The organism is Wolbachia endosymbiont (group A) of Lypha dubia, from assembly GCF_964028575.1.
Lineage (GTDB): Bacteria > Pseudomonadota > Alphaproteobacteria > Rickettsiales > Anaplasmataceae > Wolbachia > Wolbachia pipientis.
In genome coordinates, this window is the sequence record NZ_OZ034796.1 from 164,681 (window position 1) to 180,661 (window position 15,981).

18 protein-coding genes and 3 pseudogenes are annotated in these 15,981 nt (G+C 36.0%); 13 read left to right on the plus strand and 8 right to left on the minus strand.

Features of this window, described 5'->3' with window-relative positions:
• Positions 1 to 30 precede the first annotated feature (30 nt).
• From ABWU72_RS00825 to ABWU72_RS00845, 5 genes and pseudogenes are all read left to right on the plus strand, one after another.
• A complete protein-coding gene (locus tag ABWU72_RS00825; protein WP_007548841.1) occupies positions 31 to 417 on the plus strand; it encodes a dihydroneopterin aldolase in 387 nt (128 codons plus the stop codon).
• A complete protein-coding gene (gene folP, locus ABWU72_RS00830) occupies positions 414 to 1,694 on the plus strand; it encodes a dihydropteroate synthase (protein WP_155969139.1) in 1,281 nt (426 codons plus the stop codon). The genes ABWU72_RS00825 and folP overlap by 4 nt, the downstream gene beginning before the upstream one ends.
• Positions 1,691 to 2,179 carry a dihydrofolate reductase gene (locus ABWU72_RS00835; RefSeq protein WP_155969137.1) on the plus strand — a complete coding sequence of 163 codons (489 nt, stop codon included), beginning with the start codon at positions 1,691 to 1,693 and terminating at the stop codon, positions 2,177 to 2,179. The genes folP and ABWU72_RS00835 overlap by 4 nt, the downstream gene beginning before the upstream one ends.
• Position 2,180: 1 nt before the next feature.
• Entirely contained in the window at positions 2,181 to 2,909 is a 729-nt protein-coding gene (locus ABWU72_RS00840) for a putative folate metabolism gamma-glutamate ligase (RefSeq protein WP_155969135.1), read from the plus strand.
• A gap of 116 nt (positions 2,910 to 3,025) precedes the next feature.
• Positions 3,026 to 3,485, plus strand: a pseudogene (locus tag ABWU72_RS00845) (winged helix-turn-helix domain-containing protein); the annotation flags it as partial.
• 26 nt (positions 3,486 to 3,511) lie between these two features.
• Here the strand turns inward: ABWU72_RS00845 and ABWU72_RS00850 are convergent.
• Positions 3,512 to 4,003 carry an IS630 family transposase gene (locus tag ABWU72_RS00850; RefSeq protein ID WP_155968340.1) on the minus strand — a complete coding sequence of 164 codons (492 nt, stop codon included), beginning with the start codon at positions 4,001 to 4,003 and terminating at the stop codon, positions 3,512 to 3,514.
• A 19-nt stretch (positions 4,004 to 4,022) separates the two neighbouring features.
• Positions 4,023 to 4,370: an IS630 transposase-related protein gene (locus tag ABWU72_RS00855; protein ID WP_155968342.1), complete on the minus strand. Its 348-nt coding sequence runs from the start codon at positions 4,368 to 4,370 to the stop codon at positions 4,023 to 4,025.
• A 37-nt stretch (positions 4,371 to 4,407) separates the two neighbouring features.
• Between ABWU72_RS00855 and ABWU72_RS00860 the strand changes: the two are divergent.
• The 3 genes and pseudogenes from ABWU72_RS00860 to ABWU72_RS00870 all read left to right on the plus strand — a co-directional run.
• A pseudogene (locus tag ABWU72_RS00860) lies at positions 4,408 to 4,647 on the plus strand (IS630 family transposase); the annotation flags it as partial.
• 33 nt (positions 4,648 to 4,680) lie between these two features.
• Positions 4,681 to 5,507, plus strand: a protein-coding gene (locus ABWU72_RS00865; RefSeq protein ID WP_236515026.1) for an IS5 family transposase whose coding sequence is annotated in 2 segments (ribosomal slippage) — positions 4,681 to 5,068 and positions 5,068 to 5,507 — 828 coding nt in all. Because the reading frame shifts where the segments join, the coding sequence is not laid out codon by codon here.
• Positions 5,508 to 5,523: 16 nt separating this feature from the next.
• Positions 5,524 to 5,832, plus strand: a pseudogene (locus ABWU72_RS00870) (transposase); the annotation flags it as partial.
• A 313-nt stretch (positions 5,833 to 6,145) separates the two neighbouring features.
• Here ABWU72_RS00870 and ABWU72_RS00875 read toward each other — a convergent pair.
• A complete protein-coding gene (locus ABWU72_RS00875; RefSeq protein ID WP_155968924.1) occupies positions 6,146 to 6,322 on the minus strand; it encodes a hypothetical protein in 177 nt (58 codons plus the stop codon).
• A gap of 419 nt (positions 6,323 to 6,741) precedes the next feature.
• On the opposite strand from ABWU72_RS00875, the gene radA reads away from it, so the two are divergent.
• Complete coding sequence (gene radA / locus ABWU72_RS00880) at positions 6,742 to 8,085, plus strand: DNA repair protein RadA (protein ID WP_151808023.1); 1,344 nt, start codon at positions 6,742 to 6,744, stop codon at positions 8,083 to 8,085.
• Here the strand turns inward: radA and ftsY are convergent.
• On the minus strand, positions 8,072 to 8,983 hold the full coding sequence (ftsY, locus tag ABWU72_RS00885; protein WP_353283794.1) for a signal recognition particle-docking protein FtsY: 912 nt from the start codon (positions 8,981 to 8,983) through the stop codon (positions 8,072 to 8,074). The genes radA and ftsY overlap by 14 nt on opposite strands.
• 180 nt (positions 8,984 to 9,163) lie before the next feature.
• On the opposite strand from ftsY, the gene iscU reads away from it, so the two are divergent.
• Genes iscU through hscA form a run of 4 tightly spaced genes read left to right on the plus strand, consistent with a single transcriptional unit; the run spans position 9,164 to position 12,150 of the window.
• Complete coding sequence (gene iscU, locus ABWU72_RS00890) at positions 9,164 to 9,547, plus strand: Fe-S cluster assembly scaffold IscU (protein ID WP_151808025.1); 384 nt, start codon at positions 9,164 to 9,166, stop codon at positions 9,545 to 9,547.
• A gap of 12 nt (positions 9,548 to 9,559) precedes the next feature.
• On the plus strand, positions 9,560 to 9,973 hold the full coding sequence (locus ABWU72_RS00895; protein ID WP_155968926.1) for a HesB/IscA family protein: 414 nt from the start codon (positions 9,560 to 9,562) through the stop codon (positions 9,971 to 9,973).
• Positions 9,966 to 10,424 carry an iron-sulfur cluster co-chaperone HscB C-terminal domain-containing protein gene (locus tag ABWU72_RS00900; RefSeq protein ID WP_155968928.1) on the plus strand — a complete coding sequence of 153 codons (459 nt, stop codon included), beginning with the start codon at positions 9,966 to 9,968 and terminating at the stop codon, positions 10,422 to 10,424. The genes ABWU72_RS00895 and ABWU72_RS00900 overlap by 8 nt, the downstream gene beginning before the upstream one ends.
• Positions 10,402 to 12,150, plus strand: a complete 1,749-nt coding sequence (gene hscA / locus ABWU72_RS00905) for a Fe-S protein assembly chaperone HscA (RefSeq protein WP_155968930.1) — start codon at positions 10,402 to 10,404, stop codon at positions 12,148 to 12,150. The genes ABWU72_RS00900 and hscA overlap by 23 nt, the downstream gene beginning before the upstream one ends.
• Before the next feature lie 7 nt (positions 12,151 to 12,157).
• Here the strand turns inward: hscA and lepB are convergent, their stop codons facing one another.
• The 4 genes from lepB to ABWU72_RS00925 form a co-directional block, all read right to left on the minus strand.
• Positions 12,158 to 12,904 (minus strand): signal peptidase I, encoded by a 747-nt coding sequence (gene lepB, locus ABWU72_RS00910; protein WP_155969584.1) that lies wholly within the window; start codon positions 12,902 to 12,904, stop codon positions 12,158 to 12,160.
• Positions 12,905 to 13,675: 771 nt separating this feature from the next.
• Complete coding sequence (locus ABWU72_RS00915; protein WP_255317428.1) at positions 13,676 to 13,807, minus strand: hypothetical protein; 132 nt, start codon at positions 13,805 to 13,807, stop codon at positions 13,676 to 13,678.
• Positions 13,808 to 13,852: 45 nt separating this feature from the next.
• Positions 13,853 to 14,740, minus strand: coding sequence for an aspartate carbamoyltransferase catalytic subunit (locus ABWU72_RS00920; RefSeq protein ID WP_353283795.1), 888 nt, complete (start codon positions 14,738 to 14,740; stop codon positions 13,853 to 13,855).
• Between the two features lie 203 nt (positions 14,741 to 14,943).
• Positions 14,944 to 15,969, minus strand: coding sequence for an extracellular solute-binding protein (locus ABWU72_RS00925; RefSeq protein WP_095866589.1), 1,026 nt, complete (start codon positions 15,967 to 15,969; stop codon positions 14,944 to 14,946).
• Positions 15,970 to 15,981: the final 12 nt, after the last annotated feature.

Below are 15,981 nucleotides of genomic sequence, written 5' to 3' on the forward strand. Positions count from 1 at the left end.
GTAGCTTAAACTCAGTGATGTTGGAATGCAATGTCTGCATGTAATCTTCTTATATCTGACTTACGGCTTTGGGTTCATTTAGGCTATAGTGCAGAAGAGAAGTATCATTCTCAATTAGTTAGTGTTAATATTGATTTTACCTTTAAATCCCCCCCTTTAGGACTTACAACTGACCGGCTTGAGGATACTATATGCTACTTGGAGGTAGTTCAGAGTATTCAATCTCTCGTTCAAAGCAAGCAATTCAACTTAATCGAGCATTTAACTCATGATATATACAGGACCATTAATAACCTTGTGATGCAAAAAAAGCTTATTATTTCTTCTATAGGCGTAACTATTCACAAAGTTGCACCACCTGTCCCCAGTGTGCATGGAGGTGTTTTCTTTACTTATCGTAATGCGTTGCAAGAATGATTTACATTTCTATTGGCTCAAATATGGGGAATCGCTTTTCCCATTTACAAAAGGCTGCTCAGTTACTGCAGGAACGCTATTTTAAAAATTTAAAATCTTCAATTATTCTGGAAACTAAGGCTATTTTACCAAATGATGCTTCACCTGGGTGGGACAGGCCATTTCTAAATATGGTTGTGTATGGAAGTTGTTCTTCTTCTCCTGAAGAGCTGTTAAAGGGCCTTAAACAAATTGAATGTGACATTGGCCGTCTGCAGGTCTATGAAAAATGGGCACCTCGCGTTATTGATTTGGATATTTTGTTATGGGATGACCTGACACTTGATACACCCTACCTTAAGATTCCTCACCCAGAATTGATAAACAGACCATTTTTGCTTCACTTGATGACAATGCTGAACCCTATGGCAGTAGTTAACAAAACGTTTGGTACTGTTAACCCTAACATTAAGGATTGCTTTTTAAGGAGTTTTACGCTTTCACCAGAGCTTGTAGGTATTGTCAATATTACTCCTGATTCATTTTCAGATGGTGGTCTTTATTATGATGCAGATCAAGCAACCAAGCAGGCACTGCGGCTGTTATCAGATGGTGCAAGCATAGTTGAACTTGGTGCTCAATCAACAAGACCTGGCTCCTCAATACAAACTCCAAAAGCAGAGTATGCACGCTTAAAACCAGTGCTTGATGACCTTAATCAATATATGAAAGTTGGTGACATTAAAGTCAGCATTGATAGCTTCTGGTCAGACGTTATTTTAAATGTTTTGGAACACTACAACATTGCCTGGGTAAACGATCAGAAGGGAGATCTAGATGATAATACCTTAAAAGCGATTGCTAGCAGTGGATGTAGTATCGTTATTATGCATTCACTCTCCATACCACCACATAGTGACAACATTATCCCAAGTGACATTGATCCAATTGATACCATAAATAATTGGGCAGAAAAGAGCATTAACAGGTTACTTGCCCTAGGTTTTGATCAAAGCTCGATCATTATTGATCCTGGTATTGGTTTTGGCAAATCTATGTACCAGAATATCCAGATTTTACGCAGTATAGAAACGTTACAAAATTTTGGCTGCAAAGTTCTGGTTGGTCATTCTAGAAAGTCATTTATTTCTTCTTTTTCTACAGAACCTGTCTTTAACCGAGATTTAGAAACAATTGCTTTATCATCTGCATTGCACAACAAGGTTGATTTCCTTCGAGTGCATAATGTGCGTGATCACATGCGATTCTTTGTAGCTCAAGCTGCTTTACAGGGATGATAGTTATCGGAATTATGGCTGTTGATCCCAAGGGGGTAATTGGAATAAATAATAGATTGCCCTGGCATTATCCAAGTGAGTTAGATCATTTTCGTCAGGTGACTGACAAACAAGTTATTGTTATGGGGAGAAAGACATTTGAAACTATGCCTCAAGACATATTAGGGAATCGTATTCCTATTGTTTTTTCTCGTGACAAATTAAATTCTTGTTTTAACAGAGGAGTAAAATGCACTATTATTTCTTCTATGCAAGAGTTTTTGTCAATCCAAAGTAATTGGATTTACCCTCAAATCTTTGTGATTGGTGGAGCACAAATAGCGCATCTTTTTTTGGAGTATGATCTAATCTCAGAATTTATCATAACAGAAATTCACAAACCCTATAAAGGTGATGTATATTTCAACTTAACACTTCTTAGTGGATGGAATAAAACTATTCTCACCAAAACAAAAGATTATACTATATGCAAGCTAACACGTTAATATGCATATTGAAGCAATTTATACCCACCGCATTGAATATGGAGAAGTATTAGAGCAGGTTCTTGATCGCTATGTTTCAGAGCTGCTAAGAGAGGAAGTTGTTCTTGCTATCACATCAAAAATCATTTCAATTTGTCAAAAACAAGTGGTTTGCAAAACTGCTTGTTCTAAAGAAGAGCTAATCAAAAGGGAAGCTGATGCAATTGTTGATGTGGCTCACAGTATCTGTTTAACGATTAAAGATAATATCTTAATTCCATCTGCTGGTATTGATGAATCAAATGGTAATGAGGTGTATATTCTATATCCAAAAGATGTTCAGAAAACAGCTCTGTCAATATGGAACTATCTCAAGACAAAACACTGCATAAAACATCTTGGTATTTTGATTACAGATAGTAACATAACACCTATGCGCCTTGGGGTTACGGGCGTTGCTCTTGGTTGGTGTGGATTTGAACCATTTTATTCCTATATAGGCAAGCCAGATCTTTATGATCAACCACTGCAAGTAACACAAGTCAATCTTCTTGATGCGTTGGCAACGTCTGCTGTTTTAGTTATGGGAGAAGGGGCGGAGCAAACACCAATGGCAATAATTAGTGGCGCACCAAAGATTCACTTTCTTACTCGTCCGCCAACTACAGAAGAAGAAAAAAGTGTGAAGATATCTATGGAAGAGGACCTTTACTCTCCTCTCCTCATGCGAGCCCGCTGGTTAAAGAGTTAAAGAGGAACTTAAAAATTTGCTATTAGACTTCTTATACCAATTCCCGCTACACAAGTAACGGATAGACAATAATAGAAAAAAAGCCATACTGAAGTAAGTAAAGTAGCGAGGTTTAAATGGCATTAAGATCAAAATTATTGGATGAAAAAGTGGTGGAATCAGCAAAAGAAATGCTGAAGAAAGTAAGAAATAACGCATATGTTGCAAAAAAACTAAATGCTGTAATTGCAGCAAAAAAGCACAGTATAACAGCCGTAGCAAAGATATGCTGCATTTCAAGAAAGGCACTTACTGCATGACCTAAAATTTGGCAGAGAAGAAAAATTATTTGCTCCGCCTCAACGCCGTAGAAAAACTATATTGAATCAAAGTCAACGTGAACAAGTTGAGGTGTGGATAGAGGAAAACCCCAATATTACTATAAAAGAAATGAAAATAAGAATTCAAGAAAAGTTTGGTTTGAATATCAGCAAATCTACAGTACACCGTAATATGCAAAGAATGAAATTCTCATATATCACACCAAGACCAGTGCATAACGGACAAGATAAAAGTAAACAAGAGGAATTTAAAAAAAAATCTTAATGAAACTATAGTATTTTCTAAAATGAATGATAAATTTCCATTATGGTATTACCAACCAAAAGTTGTAAGTCTGTATATTTATGCATTAAAGGTCTGAGGCGGCTTTTGATGGTATTCCAACAATGCTCTATAGGGTTCAAATCTGGTGAATATGTTGGTAGATAGAGCAAACGGCATCTAGCATTATCTATTAACTCCTTTGTTTTGGGAGTTTTATGGAATGTGGCATTGTCCATAACTATTGTAGTACCATGTGGCAATTTAGGTAATAACATCTTCTCTAACCATGTATTGAATACCTCTTTGTCACACCCACCTTTGAAAGTCATTGGTGCAATAAATCTCTTTCCAATCCACCCGCCTATTATACTGATTCTCTCTCGTTTTCTTCCTGGAATATCTGCATAAATTTTCTTTCCTATTGGAGCACGTCCATACTCTCGGTATAACCTATTATCAACTCCTGCTTCATCTATATATAAGATGCTGGAATGGTCTATTTTTGAGATTTTATCGGTAAATCGCTGCCTATCTTCTTGATTGCGCTCTTGATATAGTGTAACTTTTTTTTAAAGTAATTCTTAGCTGTTTCAGCCTATACCAAATTGAATTTATTCCAAATCCAAGATTTTGTTTCATCTCTGCCAGCGTATGATCTGGATTCTTTTTAACATATTCTTCGAGTATTTTTGGGTCTATTTTTCGAATAAAGCTGCCGTTTTTCGATGGCCTTAGGCTTTCACCAGCGGCTTTCTTTCTTAACCAGCGGTACAGAGTTGCTATTCCTATCTCCAAAAGCTCTGCCACCTCAACCTTTGACTTCCCTTTTTCTATCATCGATACTGCCCTTTCCCTTAAATCCACACTATACGCCATTATAACTCAAATAGCTTATTATACCTTTATCATTTACTTTGGGAAGTACTATATTGTCATGTATCCTGAAAAAGAGCTATTTTTCTTCGATGAATCGCGGTTTGGCACACATTCAAAGATTGGACACGGGTGGTTTAAAAAAGGCATTAGGACACAGGTTAAGGTAAAACTAGGTAGGCAAAATTTTTATCTCTATAGTGCAGTTAATCCCAGAAATGGAGAAAGTTCTAGCTCAAACGTCAATACTGATTGTATGAATAGACTTCTTTCAAAATTGTTAGAGGGAGTGTAAGATGAAGTATTTGAAAGCATGAAATATAAGGAAATAGAAAAGTTAGAAGGAGAAAAGTTTCGACGTTTAACAGGGGTAAAAAAAGCAACATTTGAGCAAATGGTAGAAATTCTAGAAGTGGAGGATAAAAGAAAAAAAGCTAGAAGTGGAAGAAAAAGTAAACTTTGCATAGAAGAAAGGCTACTTATGGCACTGGAATATATAAGAGAATATCGTACATATTTTCATATTGGGCAAAGCTATGGCATGAGTGAAAGTAACAGTTTTAAAATAATAAGATGGGTAGAAGACATATTAATAAAACATCCAGATTTTGCATTACCAGGAAAAAAAGAGCTATTAAAGAGTGATGTAGAATATGAAGTTTTAGTAATAGATGGAACTGAAACGCCAGTAGAGAGACCAAAAAAAAGCAAAAGCCCTTCTACTCTGGAAAGAAAAAAAGGCATACTATAAAAACACAAATAGTAACAGAGAGGAAGAGTAAAAAAGTCATATGCACATCTTTCTCGAATGGTAGAAAACACGATTTTCGGATGTTTAGAGAATCAAAGGTAGCAGTATTGCCGCAAACTAAAATCTTAGCTGATGCCGGCTACAGGGGAATGCAGAAGATACACAAAAATGTTGTATTACCGCACATGAAAACGAAAAAGAATCCGTTAAGCAAAGAACAAAAAAAAGAGAACAGAGCACTTATGAGCCAAAGGGCAATTGTTGAAAACGTAATTGGCTTATTGAAAAGGTTTAAAATCATCTCGGACAGGTATAGAAACCGACGAAAACGTTTTGGTTTAAGGTTTAATTTGATTGCTGCAATTCACAATTTTGAGCTCCCTACATGAATTTTGAAAGAAGTCTAATATATTCCTTGAGCAGATGTCACAATATTTAGGAACAAGGGAGGCATTTCTTATCATGGATTGTGCTAGTTGGCATAAGTCAAAAAATTTAAAAGTACCTAAAAATATCGACATTATATACCTACCACCATACTCACCTGACCTCAATCCTGTTGAGAGGTTTTGGTTATATATAAAACAGAACATTTTGCGTAACAAAATCTACGACACAATTGCTTTGCTTGAGAGCGCTTTGTGCAAATTTATTACCTCTCTTTCTCACTCCACAATTAAAAAACTCTGCAATGCCGCTTATTTGATTCACTAGTAATGAGAATTGGTATTACATAACCATATAACATTGGGAATAGAAACAAAAAACTTACTTGACAAACTCCGCCAGCGCCCTTATCATGAAACTGAAGCTATTGTATTTGCTTTCGCCAATCTGCAGATTAAAAGGTAAGGATTACTTAATGTATCGGCGTCTTATGTTCAATTTTTTGCAGTATATAGATACTGTATGTCTTTACAAAACTTCATCTACATCTAGATTTTTATCTAAATAAGCTGAACGCGCTTATAAAGCGTTACAAGACATCAAAAAATGCCAATACTCGACAGAGATAGTAAAAGACTAGCTAACTCGGGGATTCTTTGTCTTTTTTTCTGCTTAGTAAACTTCTTAAACATTTGCAGCGTAAGTTAGTTGCAATTAAAAGCAGCTTAATCTTGCTTGTCAAGCGTTTAAAACATAAAAAACGCCAATATTTTAAAGCGGATAATAACCCCAGGGCTTCTTTTGCCTTTTTTTTCATTTGGTAAATTTCTTAACGTTTGTAGCTAAACGACAACCGTCATCCCGCTACGTGTTAGCGGCTAAGAGATATCGCGGCGGTATGACGGTTTGCGGCGGCATGACCTCGTCATTCCCCTACGTGTTAGCGGGATCTAGAGATACCGTGACGGTATGACGGTTCGCGCGGTGGCATGACCTCGTCATCCCGCTACGTGTTAGCGGGATCTATGCTTTGAGATACCGCGAATGAATCGCGGTATGACGGTTCGCGGCGGCGTGACGATAAGCTCGTCATCCCGCTACTTGTTAGCGGTATCTAGAGATACCGCGAATGAATCGCGGTATGACATAGGGAACCCTTTCTTGGGTTAGCTATAGATTTACTTCGCATATTCAGCTAATTTTTATTACAATTACAACAAGATAATTTTGGCTTTGATGAAAACTGTATATGTATGTCAATCCTGTGGTCACAGCACTGGTAGGTGGGTAGGGAAGTGCATCGCATGTGACAATTGGGATACAATTGTTGAGGAAATAGCAGTAAAAACGGGCAAAAGAAGTATATCTGCACCAATTTTAATAAAGACGTTATCGGGTAGCGAAATTATCACTCCAAGTCGTTTTTTAACAGGAATAGAAGAATTAGATAGAGTTTTTGGTGGGGGTATCGTTCAAGGTGCTAGCATTTTAATTGGTGGCGAACCTGGAATTGGGAAATCCACCCTTTTGCTTAGAATTGCAGCTAATGTTGTGCAACTTTCCTCTTTTGAATGTCTTTATGTATCTGGCGAGGAATCTTTAGAGCAAGTGAGTCTCAGAGCAAAGCGTCTTAAGATAAATGAACCTAAAATTAAGCTTTTGTCTACAGTGTCTTTAACTGATGTAGTAGCAACAATAAAGGAAAACAAAAGTATTAAATTCTTAGTAATTGACTCTATACAAACAATGTATGATAGCAGAATTACATCAGCACCAGGAACTGTAACTCAGGTCCGCACTTGCGCTCATGAATTAACCATTCTTGCGAAACAATATGGTATTTCTCTCTTAATAGTTGGTCATATAACTAAGGATGGACAAATAGCTGGACCTAAAACTTTGGAGCATATGGTGGATACGGTATTATATTTTGAAGGTGAAAATAGCAATCAATACCGCATTTTACGCACTATTAAAAATAGATTTGGCCCTGCAAATGAAATTGGTGTTTTTGAGATGTCTGAAGCAGGACTTGTGCCTGTTGATAACCCATCATCATTGTTTCTGATGGCCCATGACAGAGAAGTAGTTGGCAGCGCCGTATTTGCAGGAATTGAAGGTTCAAGACCAATTTTAATGGAAGTGCAAGCATTAATAGCAGGGACTAATATGGCAACCCCAAGAAGGGCAGTAGTTGGGTGGGATATTAATAGATTGGCTATGATCATCGCAGTGCTAAATGCTCGTTGCAAAATGTTTTTGCATGATAAAGAGGTATACCTAAACATTGCAGGGGGACTCAAAATACAGGAACCATCTGCTGATCTTGCTGTTGCTGCTTCCCTTATTTCAAGTGTAGTAAATTTACCGCTGCCAACTTCTTCAATAATCTGCGGTGAAGTTGCACTTTCAGGAGAAATTAGGAATGTCTCGCATGCTGATCTCAGACTAAAAGAAGCACAAAAGTTAGGATTCAAAAAAGCAATTATGCCTAAAAATGGTAATTACTCTTCTCACGATATTGAGATAATTAAGCTTGGTCACGTAAGGGAATTAAGAGAAATTTTTAATTACAATTAAATAACGCTTCAGCAAATTCTTTGCTAGTAAACTCCCTTAAGTCCTCTATATTTTCGCCAATTCCTATAGCATGTAACTTTATCTTATAAGCTTCTGCAAGTCCAATTACCACTCCGCCCTTAGCAGTGCCATCTAACTTTGTTACGATTAGCCCGGTAACATTAACCATTTTGCTAAATGCTTCTAATTGGCTATAAGCATTTTGGCCGGTAGTTGCATCAAGAACTAAAATAACGTCATGAGGGGCAGTATCATCCAATTTCTTTATCGTTCTATATATTTTTGATAACTCCTCCATAAGGTTCACATTATTTTGCAGCCTTCCTGCTGTGTCAATTAGAACAACATCAACGTTATCCTTTATAGCTTGACTTACAGCTCTATATGCCACACTTGCAGAGTCGCTACCGTACTCTCCAGTAACAATCAAGCAATCAGAACGTTCTGCCCAAATGTTTAATTGCTCACTAGCAGCAGCTCTAAATGTGTCGCATGCAACAAGCATAACGGATTTTCCCATTTCCTTATATTTATATGCAAGCTTACCTATAGTTGTGGTTTTACCGTTACCGTTTACTCCGCATACCATTATTATATGTGGTTTTTTATTTAAAATTAACGGCTGTACAACTGGGCTCAATATAGCTTCTATTTCGTTCATTAACTGCTGCGAGATAATATTATGTTCAACTTCCTTGTCAAACTTGATGCTTGTGAGCCTATCGATAATCAACTTAGAAGTTTTATGACCAATGTCCATGCTAATTAGCAATTCTTCTAGCTCGTCTAAAAGCGACTGGTCTAATTTTTTTTTGCCAGAGAAAATACTTTTCACTCCTTCGCTAAAGCGAGAAGAAGTTTTTAACAGGCCTTTATAAAGATTACCAAATAAACTCAAGGGAATGCTCCTTTTAAAATTACAATATAAAGAATGACATGCACTGCGTGTATTTGTAAAGTTAAATACACTCACTTTTGTGTTATTCTGTGAGTAAAATATACCGTTTGCTAGTGTATTTTACTTTAGTTTTTAACCTAAATATGTTATAATGTAGAATAGCGGTTCACAGGTAATTTTATGAGTTATAATGAGAAAATTTTAGATCATTACGAAAATCCAAGGAATGTTGGCTCTCTGGATAAAAATGATCCAAGTGTTGGCACTGGTCTAGTTGGTGCACCATCGTGCGGTGATGTAATGAAATTGCAGATAAAGGTCAATGACAAAGGTGTTATTGAAGATGCAAAATTTAAAACTTTTGGTTGTGGTTCTGCCATTGCTTCAAGTTCCTTGTTAACAGAGATGATAAAGGGAAGAACCATCAGTGACGTTACACAGATAAAGAATACTCAAATAGTGGAAGAGTTGTCTTTACCTCCAGTGAAGATACACTGTTCGGTACTTGCTGAAGATGCTATAAAGGCTGCTATTCATGACTATCAAAGTAAACAAAAGAATTAAGAAGCTACGAACATGGGTGAATATCAAGAAGTAGGCGGAGGTGAAACTGTAAAAAAGAATAAAAAACTTATCACTATAACTGCGGAAGCAGTAGAAAGGATAAGGTATTTATTAAATCAAAAAAAGCATGCTAACCTTGAGAAATCAGAAGAAGCAATAGGAATAAGAGTGCTAATTAAGCAAAAAGGATGTTCTGGTTTAAAATATGATATTGAATATGCATATGATACTCGTCCTTTAGAGTCGGTAATTGAAGAAAACTGTAGTGATGGCCAAAAAGTTAAAGTGTTGATCGACCCAAAATCCGTCATGTTTATTCTTGGCTCTGAAATGGATTATGTAGAAGAAAAATTTTCATCGGGTTTTGTTTTCAAAAATCCTAATGAGAAAGGAAAATGTGGTTGTGGAGAGAGTTTTCATGTCTAGCAACTATTTTGCATTGTTTGAAATTGAACCAGCTTTCAATATCAGCTTTGATGAGTTAGAGAAAAAATATATCGAGCTAAGCAGGACTGATATAAATGAAAGACAGTCCCAAAACATGGAAAATATTAACAGAGCTTATCAGATACTAAAGTCACCGCTAAAACGTGCTGAGCATTTGCTGGATTTTTTTGATGTGAAAAGCCAAAAGGACCACTTAAATTCTGAAATATTAAGTGAATCAATGGAAATAAGAGAGTATTTGCTGGACTGCGACGATCTACAATTTGCAAGCAGGATGGTTGATGAAAAAATAAAAGATTGCGTTAAAAACCTAATTAACACTTTTGCTGTAAAGAATTTTGATGGAGCTGCTACACAAGTCTTAAGATTGAAATATTTATATAAGTCATTTGAGGAGGTGAAAAAGAATGCAACCAATTCAAATTTCTGAACCAAATTCAAGTGAAGTAGTTTTTGGTATAGACCTTGGCACTACCAATTCTTTGATTGCTATGGTAAATAAAGCTGGTAACGTGGAGATATTTAAAGATGAACAAGGAAGAGAACTGCTGCCTTCTGCTCTTTCATATGAAAATAATACATTGAAAACTGGCTACGATGTCGGTCAAAATGCAATCTACTCAATAAAGCGTTTAATGGGTAAAAGTGTTGAAGAATTAAATAAAGAAGGCCTCAATTTTGAAATAGATCATGAAAGCGAAAAAGTTATTAGAATAAAATGCGCAGAGGAAAAGTATCTGACTCCTGTTGAGATTTCTGCTGAGATATTAAAAGCTTTATGTGAGAGGGTAAAAAAGTCTAAGGGACTGGAAGTAAAAAAAGCAGTGATTACTGTGCCAGCTTACTTTGACGATTCAGCACGTAACGCAACTAAATATGCGGCAAAATTAGCTGGAATAGAAGTTCTTCGCCTCGTTAACGAGCCAACCGCTGCAGCGCTTTCTTACTCCATTGAAAAGAACAATAGCAGTGGAATATATGCAGTTTATGACCTTGGTGGTGGAACATTTGATATTTCGATATTGAAATTGCATCAAGGAGTGTTTCAAGTCCTTGCGGTTGGTGGTGACACCAAACTCGGCGGTGATGATTTTGATCATTTGCTGAGTTCAATTGTGATTGATAAGTATAGAGAAAAGACGGCTAAGCAACTAAATTCCTTACTTATCGAATCACGCTCTGTGAAAGAGTACCTAAGCAATCACACTATAGGTATCTTTGAATTTAATGTTAACGGCAAGCCATTTGAGTGCGAAATTACCAGAGAAGAATTCGAGCAGGCAATCAGTTCTTTGGTCAATAAGACTATCAATATAGTCACTCGTACTATAAGCAACATAGATCTTAAAATTGATAATATAAAAGGAGTAATTTTAGTTGGTGGTGCAACTAGAACACCATTGGTTCAAAATTCACTAGTCAAACTCTTTGGAAATAAAGTACTAAATGACGTGGATCCAGATAAAGCAGTTGCCATTGGGGCAGCTCTGCAGGCTCATGATTTAACTTCGAGCTCAAAAGATAGGAATATTCTCCTGGATGTTCTACCTTTATCACTTGGCATAGAAACTATGGGAGGTATAGTTGAAAAAATCATACCAAGAAATACGCCACTACCAGTTTCAGAGATAAAAGAGTTTACAACTTATGTTGATGGGCAAACAGCAATGAAAATTCACGTTTGTCAGGGAGAACGTGAAATGATAGAGGATAACAAATCTCTAGCGCAGTTTGAACTGAAAGGTATACCGCTACTGCCTGCAGGTTCTGCAAGAGTTGAAATAGAATTTACAGTTAACGTTGACGGAATATTGACTGTTACTGCAAGAGAAAAAACCACCAGAATCGAGCAGACAGTTGAAGTAAATTCAAGTTTTGGCTTAAGTGAAGCCGATATTCAAAATATGGTTAACCAGTCAATAAACAGCTTTGATGAAGATATGAAGGCTCGTTCCCTTGCAGGCGCTAAAATTAATGGAAATAAACTCATACACTTGGTTGAAAACAATAATAACTTTTCCACTGATCAAAAGTTGAAAAACCTATTACAAAATGCAAAAAAAGCTTTACAAGGCAATGACTTGAATGAAATTAACAACACTATCGCCGAGTTAGAAAATTCTTCTTTAGAGTTGTGTGAATTAACAAATAGGTAGAAAAAGCTTACACAACCTTGTGCAATACCCTATTTAATCTCAAAGCAACAGGTAACCTGAAATTAAATGGTAACCAATCGACCTTTTCTAATTTAAATGATAAACCAACTATGCTTACACGCCCAATGATATTTTCCATTGGTACAAAACCAACTTCAGGAAACCTGCTATCTAAAGAATTATTTCTATTGTCTCCCATAACGAAAAATTGATCGTTAGGTACATAATAAACCGGAGTGTTATATGATAGCTTATTAGAAATGTCATCTACCAAAATCTCATGTTCCTTGCCACTTAAAAGCGTTTCTATATATCTTGGTATGTTACGATTTGACTCATAATCAAAAAAACTTTCAATTTGCCTTCGCTCTACTTTCTGATCATTTAGGTATAATTCTCCCTCTATCATTTGCACTTTGTCACCTGGTGTTCCTATTACTCGCTTAACAAACCTGATGCTGTCATTTCTTGTGGGTTTGAAAACTACTATGTCGCCACGCTTTGGAGGGGTATAAAAAATCCTGCCGCTAAAAATGTTTGGAGAAAATGGAAATGAGTGTTTACTGTAACCGTATGAATATTTACTAGTAAAAATGTAATCCCCTTCAAGTAGGGTGCTTTTCATTGAACCAGAAGGTATATGAAATGGCTCGAATAAAAAACTACGTATTGACAGCGCAATCAACAGTAAAAAAAACAATGAAGATAAAAATCTTCCCGTTCTTATCACCCAGTTTTTGCTTAGTTCTTCCAACTTTTCCAACTTTGTTTTTCTTATAGATTAAGCTTATTATAATACATAAATTAAAAAATGGTAATATGAAATTTTACTTGTGAATGTTATTCCTCTATTCAAAACAATTTTGAAAAGGCGGTTCATTTCTTTCAACGGTGTCATCCAAGTAGCTGACACATAACTGTACGAACATTGCAATTTGCAGGTGGCAGATGAAAGTAGCTGATGCACATCTGTACGAACATTTGCTTTTGTTAAGGTAATATGGTGTTATGAAAGTAGCTGACACTGGAATGGCTTTGTTGCATCGCTACTTATGAAAGGCTAACTATAGTTAGGATTATAAGCAACCTATTGAAAATCTTGTTTTTTTGCAATCAATCTGATCAAATTTAAGAATAGTAATTTGTTATTTATATTAATAAATTTAATTCTATTGAAAATAGCTAAAGCATTGAAATTCTTGAATTTTAGCCGGATTGGTAAATGGTAGTGAAATTTCTTTTACTCAAATTTAGGTATTCATTGACCGTTCTTGTTATAAATACCAGAATAATAAGCTACTGATATTCCCTATCTTTTTTATCTTTAATCCATCATAGCTAGCGATGCAACAAAGCCCACTGGAATCCAGGTTGTAACCGTTCACGGATTGTGAGAATGAATAAAGAACTAAGCAGTCGTAACTTTTGGAAGGGATTTTGGCCATTGAGACGTGATGTCAAAAATATCGACAACATTCTTTCCACAAATCTTTCTCCATGTTCCGACCAGGTGAAAAAGCTGTTTTTACGATAGCCGTCTAATTTGCCGTTCTGCAAGGTTGTTGATTGACTTCAGGCTTTCGTAAAAACTTCCACACCATATCCTCGGCCTTAACATCTTAATGGCCATTCTCAAACCATTTACAAGCCTTGTCATTTCATGCCCCCCCTTTTTGCATTAGTTGTGTAGCATCTTTTAATATTAGCAAGGCCTATAATAGTGCAACACTGCCTTACGTATTGCCAATCCAAATTCTACTTGCTGTAAAATAACACAATCTGCTACATCGCTGCTAATCTCAATCCCTCTGTTTATTGGACCTGGGTGCATAACAATCGCATCTGGTTTTGCGTATGATAGCTTTTGTGAATCAAGTCCATACAAATAAAAATATTCTTTCTCTGAAGAACTATTATTCATGCGCTCTTTCTGCAATCTCAAAAGCATAATTACGTCAGCATCCTTTATACCTTCAATTAATGAATAATGGACTGAATCTACTTCAGGAAAATGCTTACAAATCAAAGTTGGTGGTGCGACCAAGTTTATCTCTGCTCCAAACATTTTTAGCAATCTTATATTTGATCTTGCAACTCTACTGTGCAGAATATCTCCACATATCACAACTTTGAGGTCCTTTATTTGCTTTTTGTGATTGCTGATTACAAGATAGTCTGCAAGAGCTTGAGTTGGATGTTCACTACTTCCATCGCCTGCATTGATTAGCGAGCAGTTAACATACCTTGCCAGTGTATTAATGATACCACTACTTTTATGCCTGATTATTATGTAATCAGGATTCATTGCATTTAATGTTTTGATCATGTCTTTTAGATCTTCTCCCTTGTTAATAGAAGAAGATCTTATTGGCAAAGTTACAACATTTGCTCCAAGGCTTTTTGCTGCTATTTCAAAAGACGCAAGTGTACGCGTTGAATCTTCAAAGAATAAATTTATTACTGTCTTATTTTCCAAGATATGACTATTTGCAACTTCTTTTTTAAGGTACTGGTTGGCCAACTTAGTTATATTTTCTACATCATCGACTGTAAGGTCTGAGATGTTTAACAAATTCCTTCTCTTGTTCATAGTTTCCTTTTCAACTACTTGAACCTATTCTACTTTCTTATTACCTTTTTTCAATAGACTTCTTGTGCAGCAATTGTTTTGGTGAAAGAACGGAAAAAGATAGTAAAGTCAAAATTAAGTTAGAAGGAAGAAAAAGTTCAGCGAGTCAAGAGTAAGGTATATTAGCATAAATCTTTCATCCCAATGTTTAGTGGCGCTGGGGATTACTTCCACTTACACTCATCCGCTATCATAACAGCCTCAAAAAGATGCTTCTCAAGTTCACTTAGAGGCAAATCACTTTGTGAATAATTTCCCCAAGATTTTAGTATATCGGAAGTTTCAACGCCTTCAATAATAGGATATTCTTGGTTTTTTTTAGCGTATAACTCTTGAGCCTGCTTGCTTACTAAAAATTCCAATAAGACTATAGCATTTTCCCTGTTTTTTGCGTTTTTTGTTACTGCTGCACCACTGATGTTTACCATTACACCGTGATCGTTGCGATTAGGAAAAAAAGCCCCTAGCTTGTCTGCAACATTCTTTTTATTTTCTGATAAAAGAATTCTCGCAAAGTAGTAGCTGTTTACTATTGCAACATCTCCCTCACCCGCTGCTACGGCGTAAATTTGATCAGTATCACCACCACTTGGTTTTCTTGCCATATTGCTCACAATTCCGCTTACCCATTCTTTCGTCTTTTCAAAACCATTATTTGCAATCATAAAAGCAATTAACGATCTGTTATATGGACTTGTAGAAGAACGCACTAATATTTTTCCTTTCCATTTTTCATTTGCTAAATCTTCATAAGTACTTAAGTCCTTAGGGTCTACTGACTCTTTATTGTAAACCAATATCCTAGCTCTTTTTGTAAGACCAAACCAATAATCTTCACTGTCTCTAAATCTTGCAGGTATAACACTTTTTAAAACCTCTGAATCTACTTGAGATAAAAGTCCTCTTTTTTTTGCTAGAATTAAGTTGATTGCATCAGCAGTCAAAAATAAGTCAGCTTCACCACCGTTTTCCATTCGTGAAAGTAGCTGAGAATAATCATCAATGATGTAACGTACTTTAATACCTGTATTTTTCGTGAATTCATCAAACAAAGTACGTACTAATTCTTCTTTGCGCGATGAATAAACATTTACCACTTGTGAGTCATTAGTTCCGTCGTTTCTGTATAAATAAGTAATAACTATCAATATAATTGCTATTAAGGATGTGAATATAAAGGCTTTTTTCATATTGGATAAAAA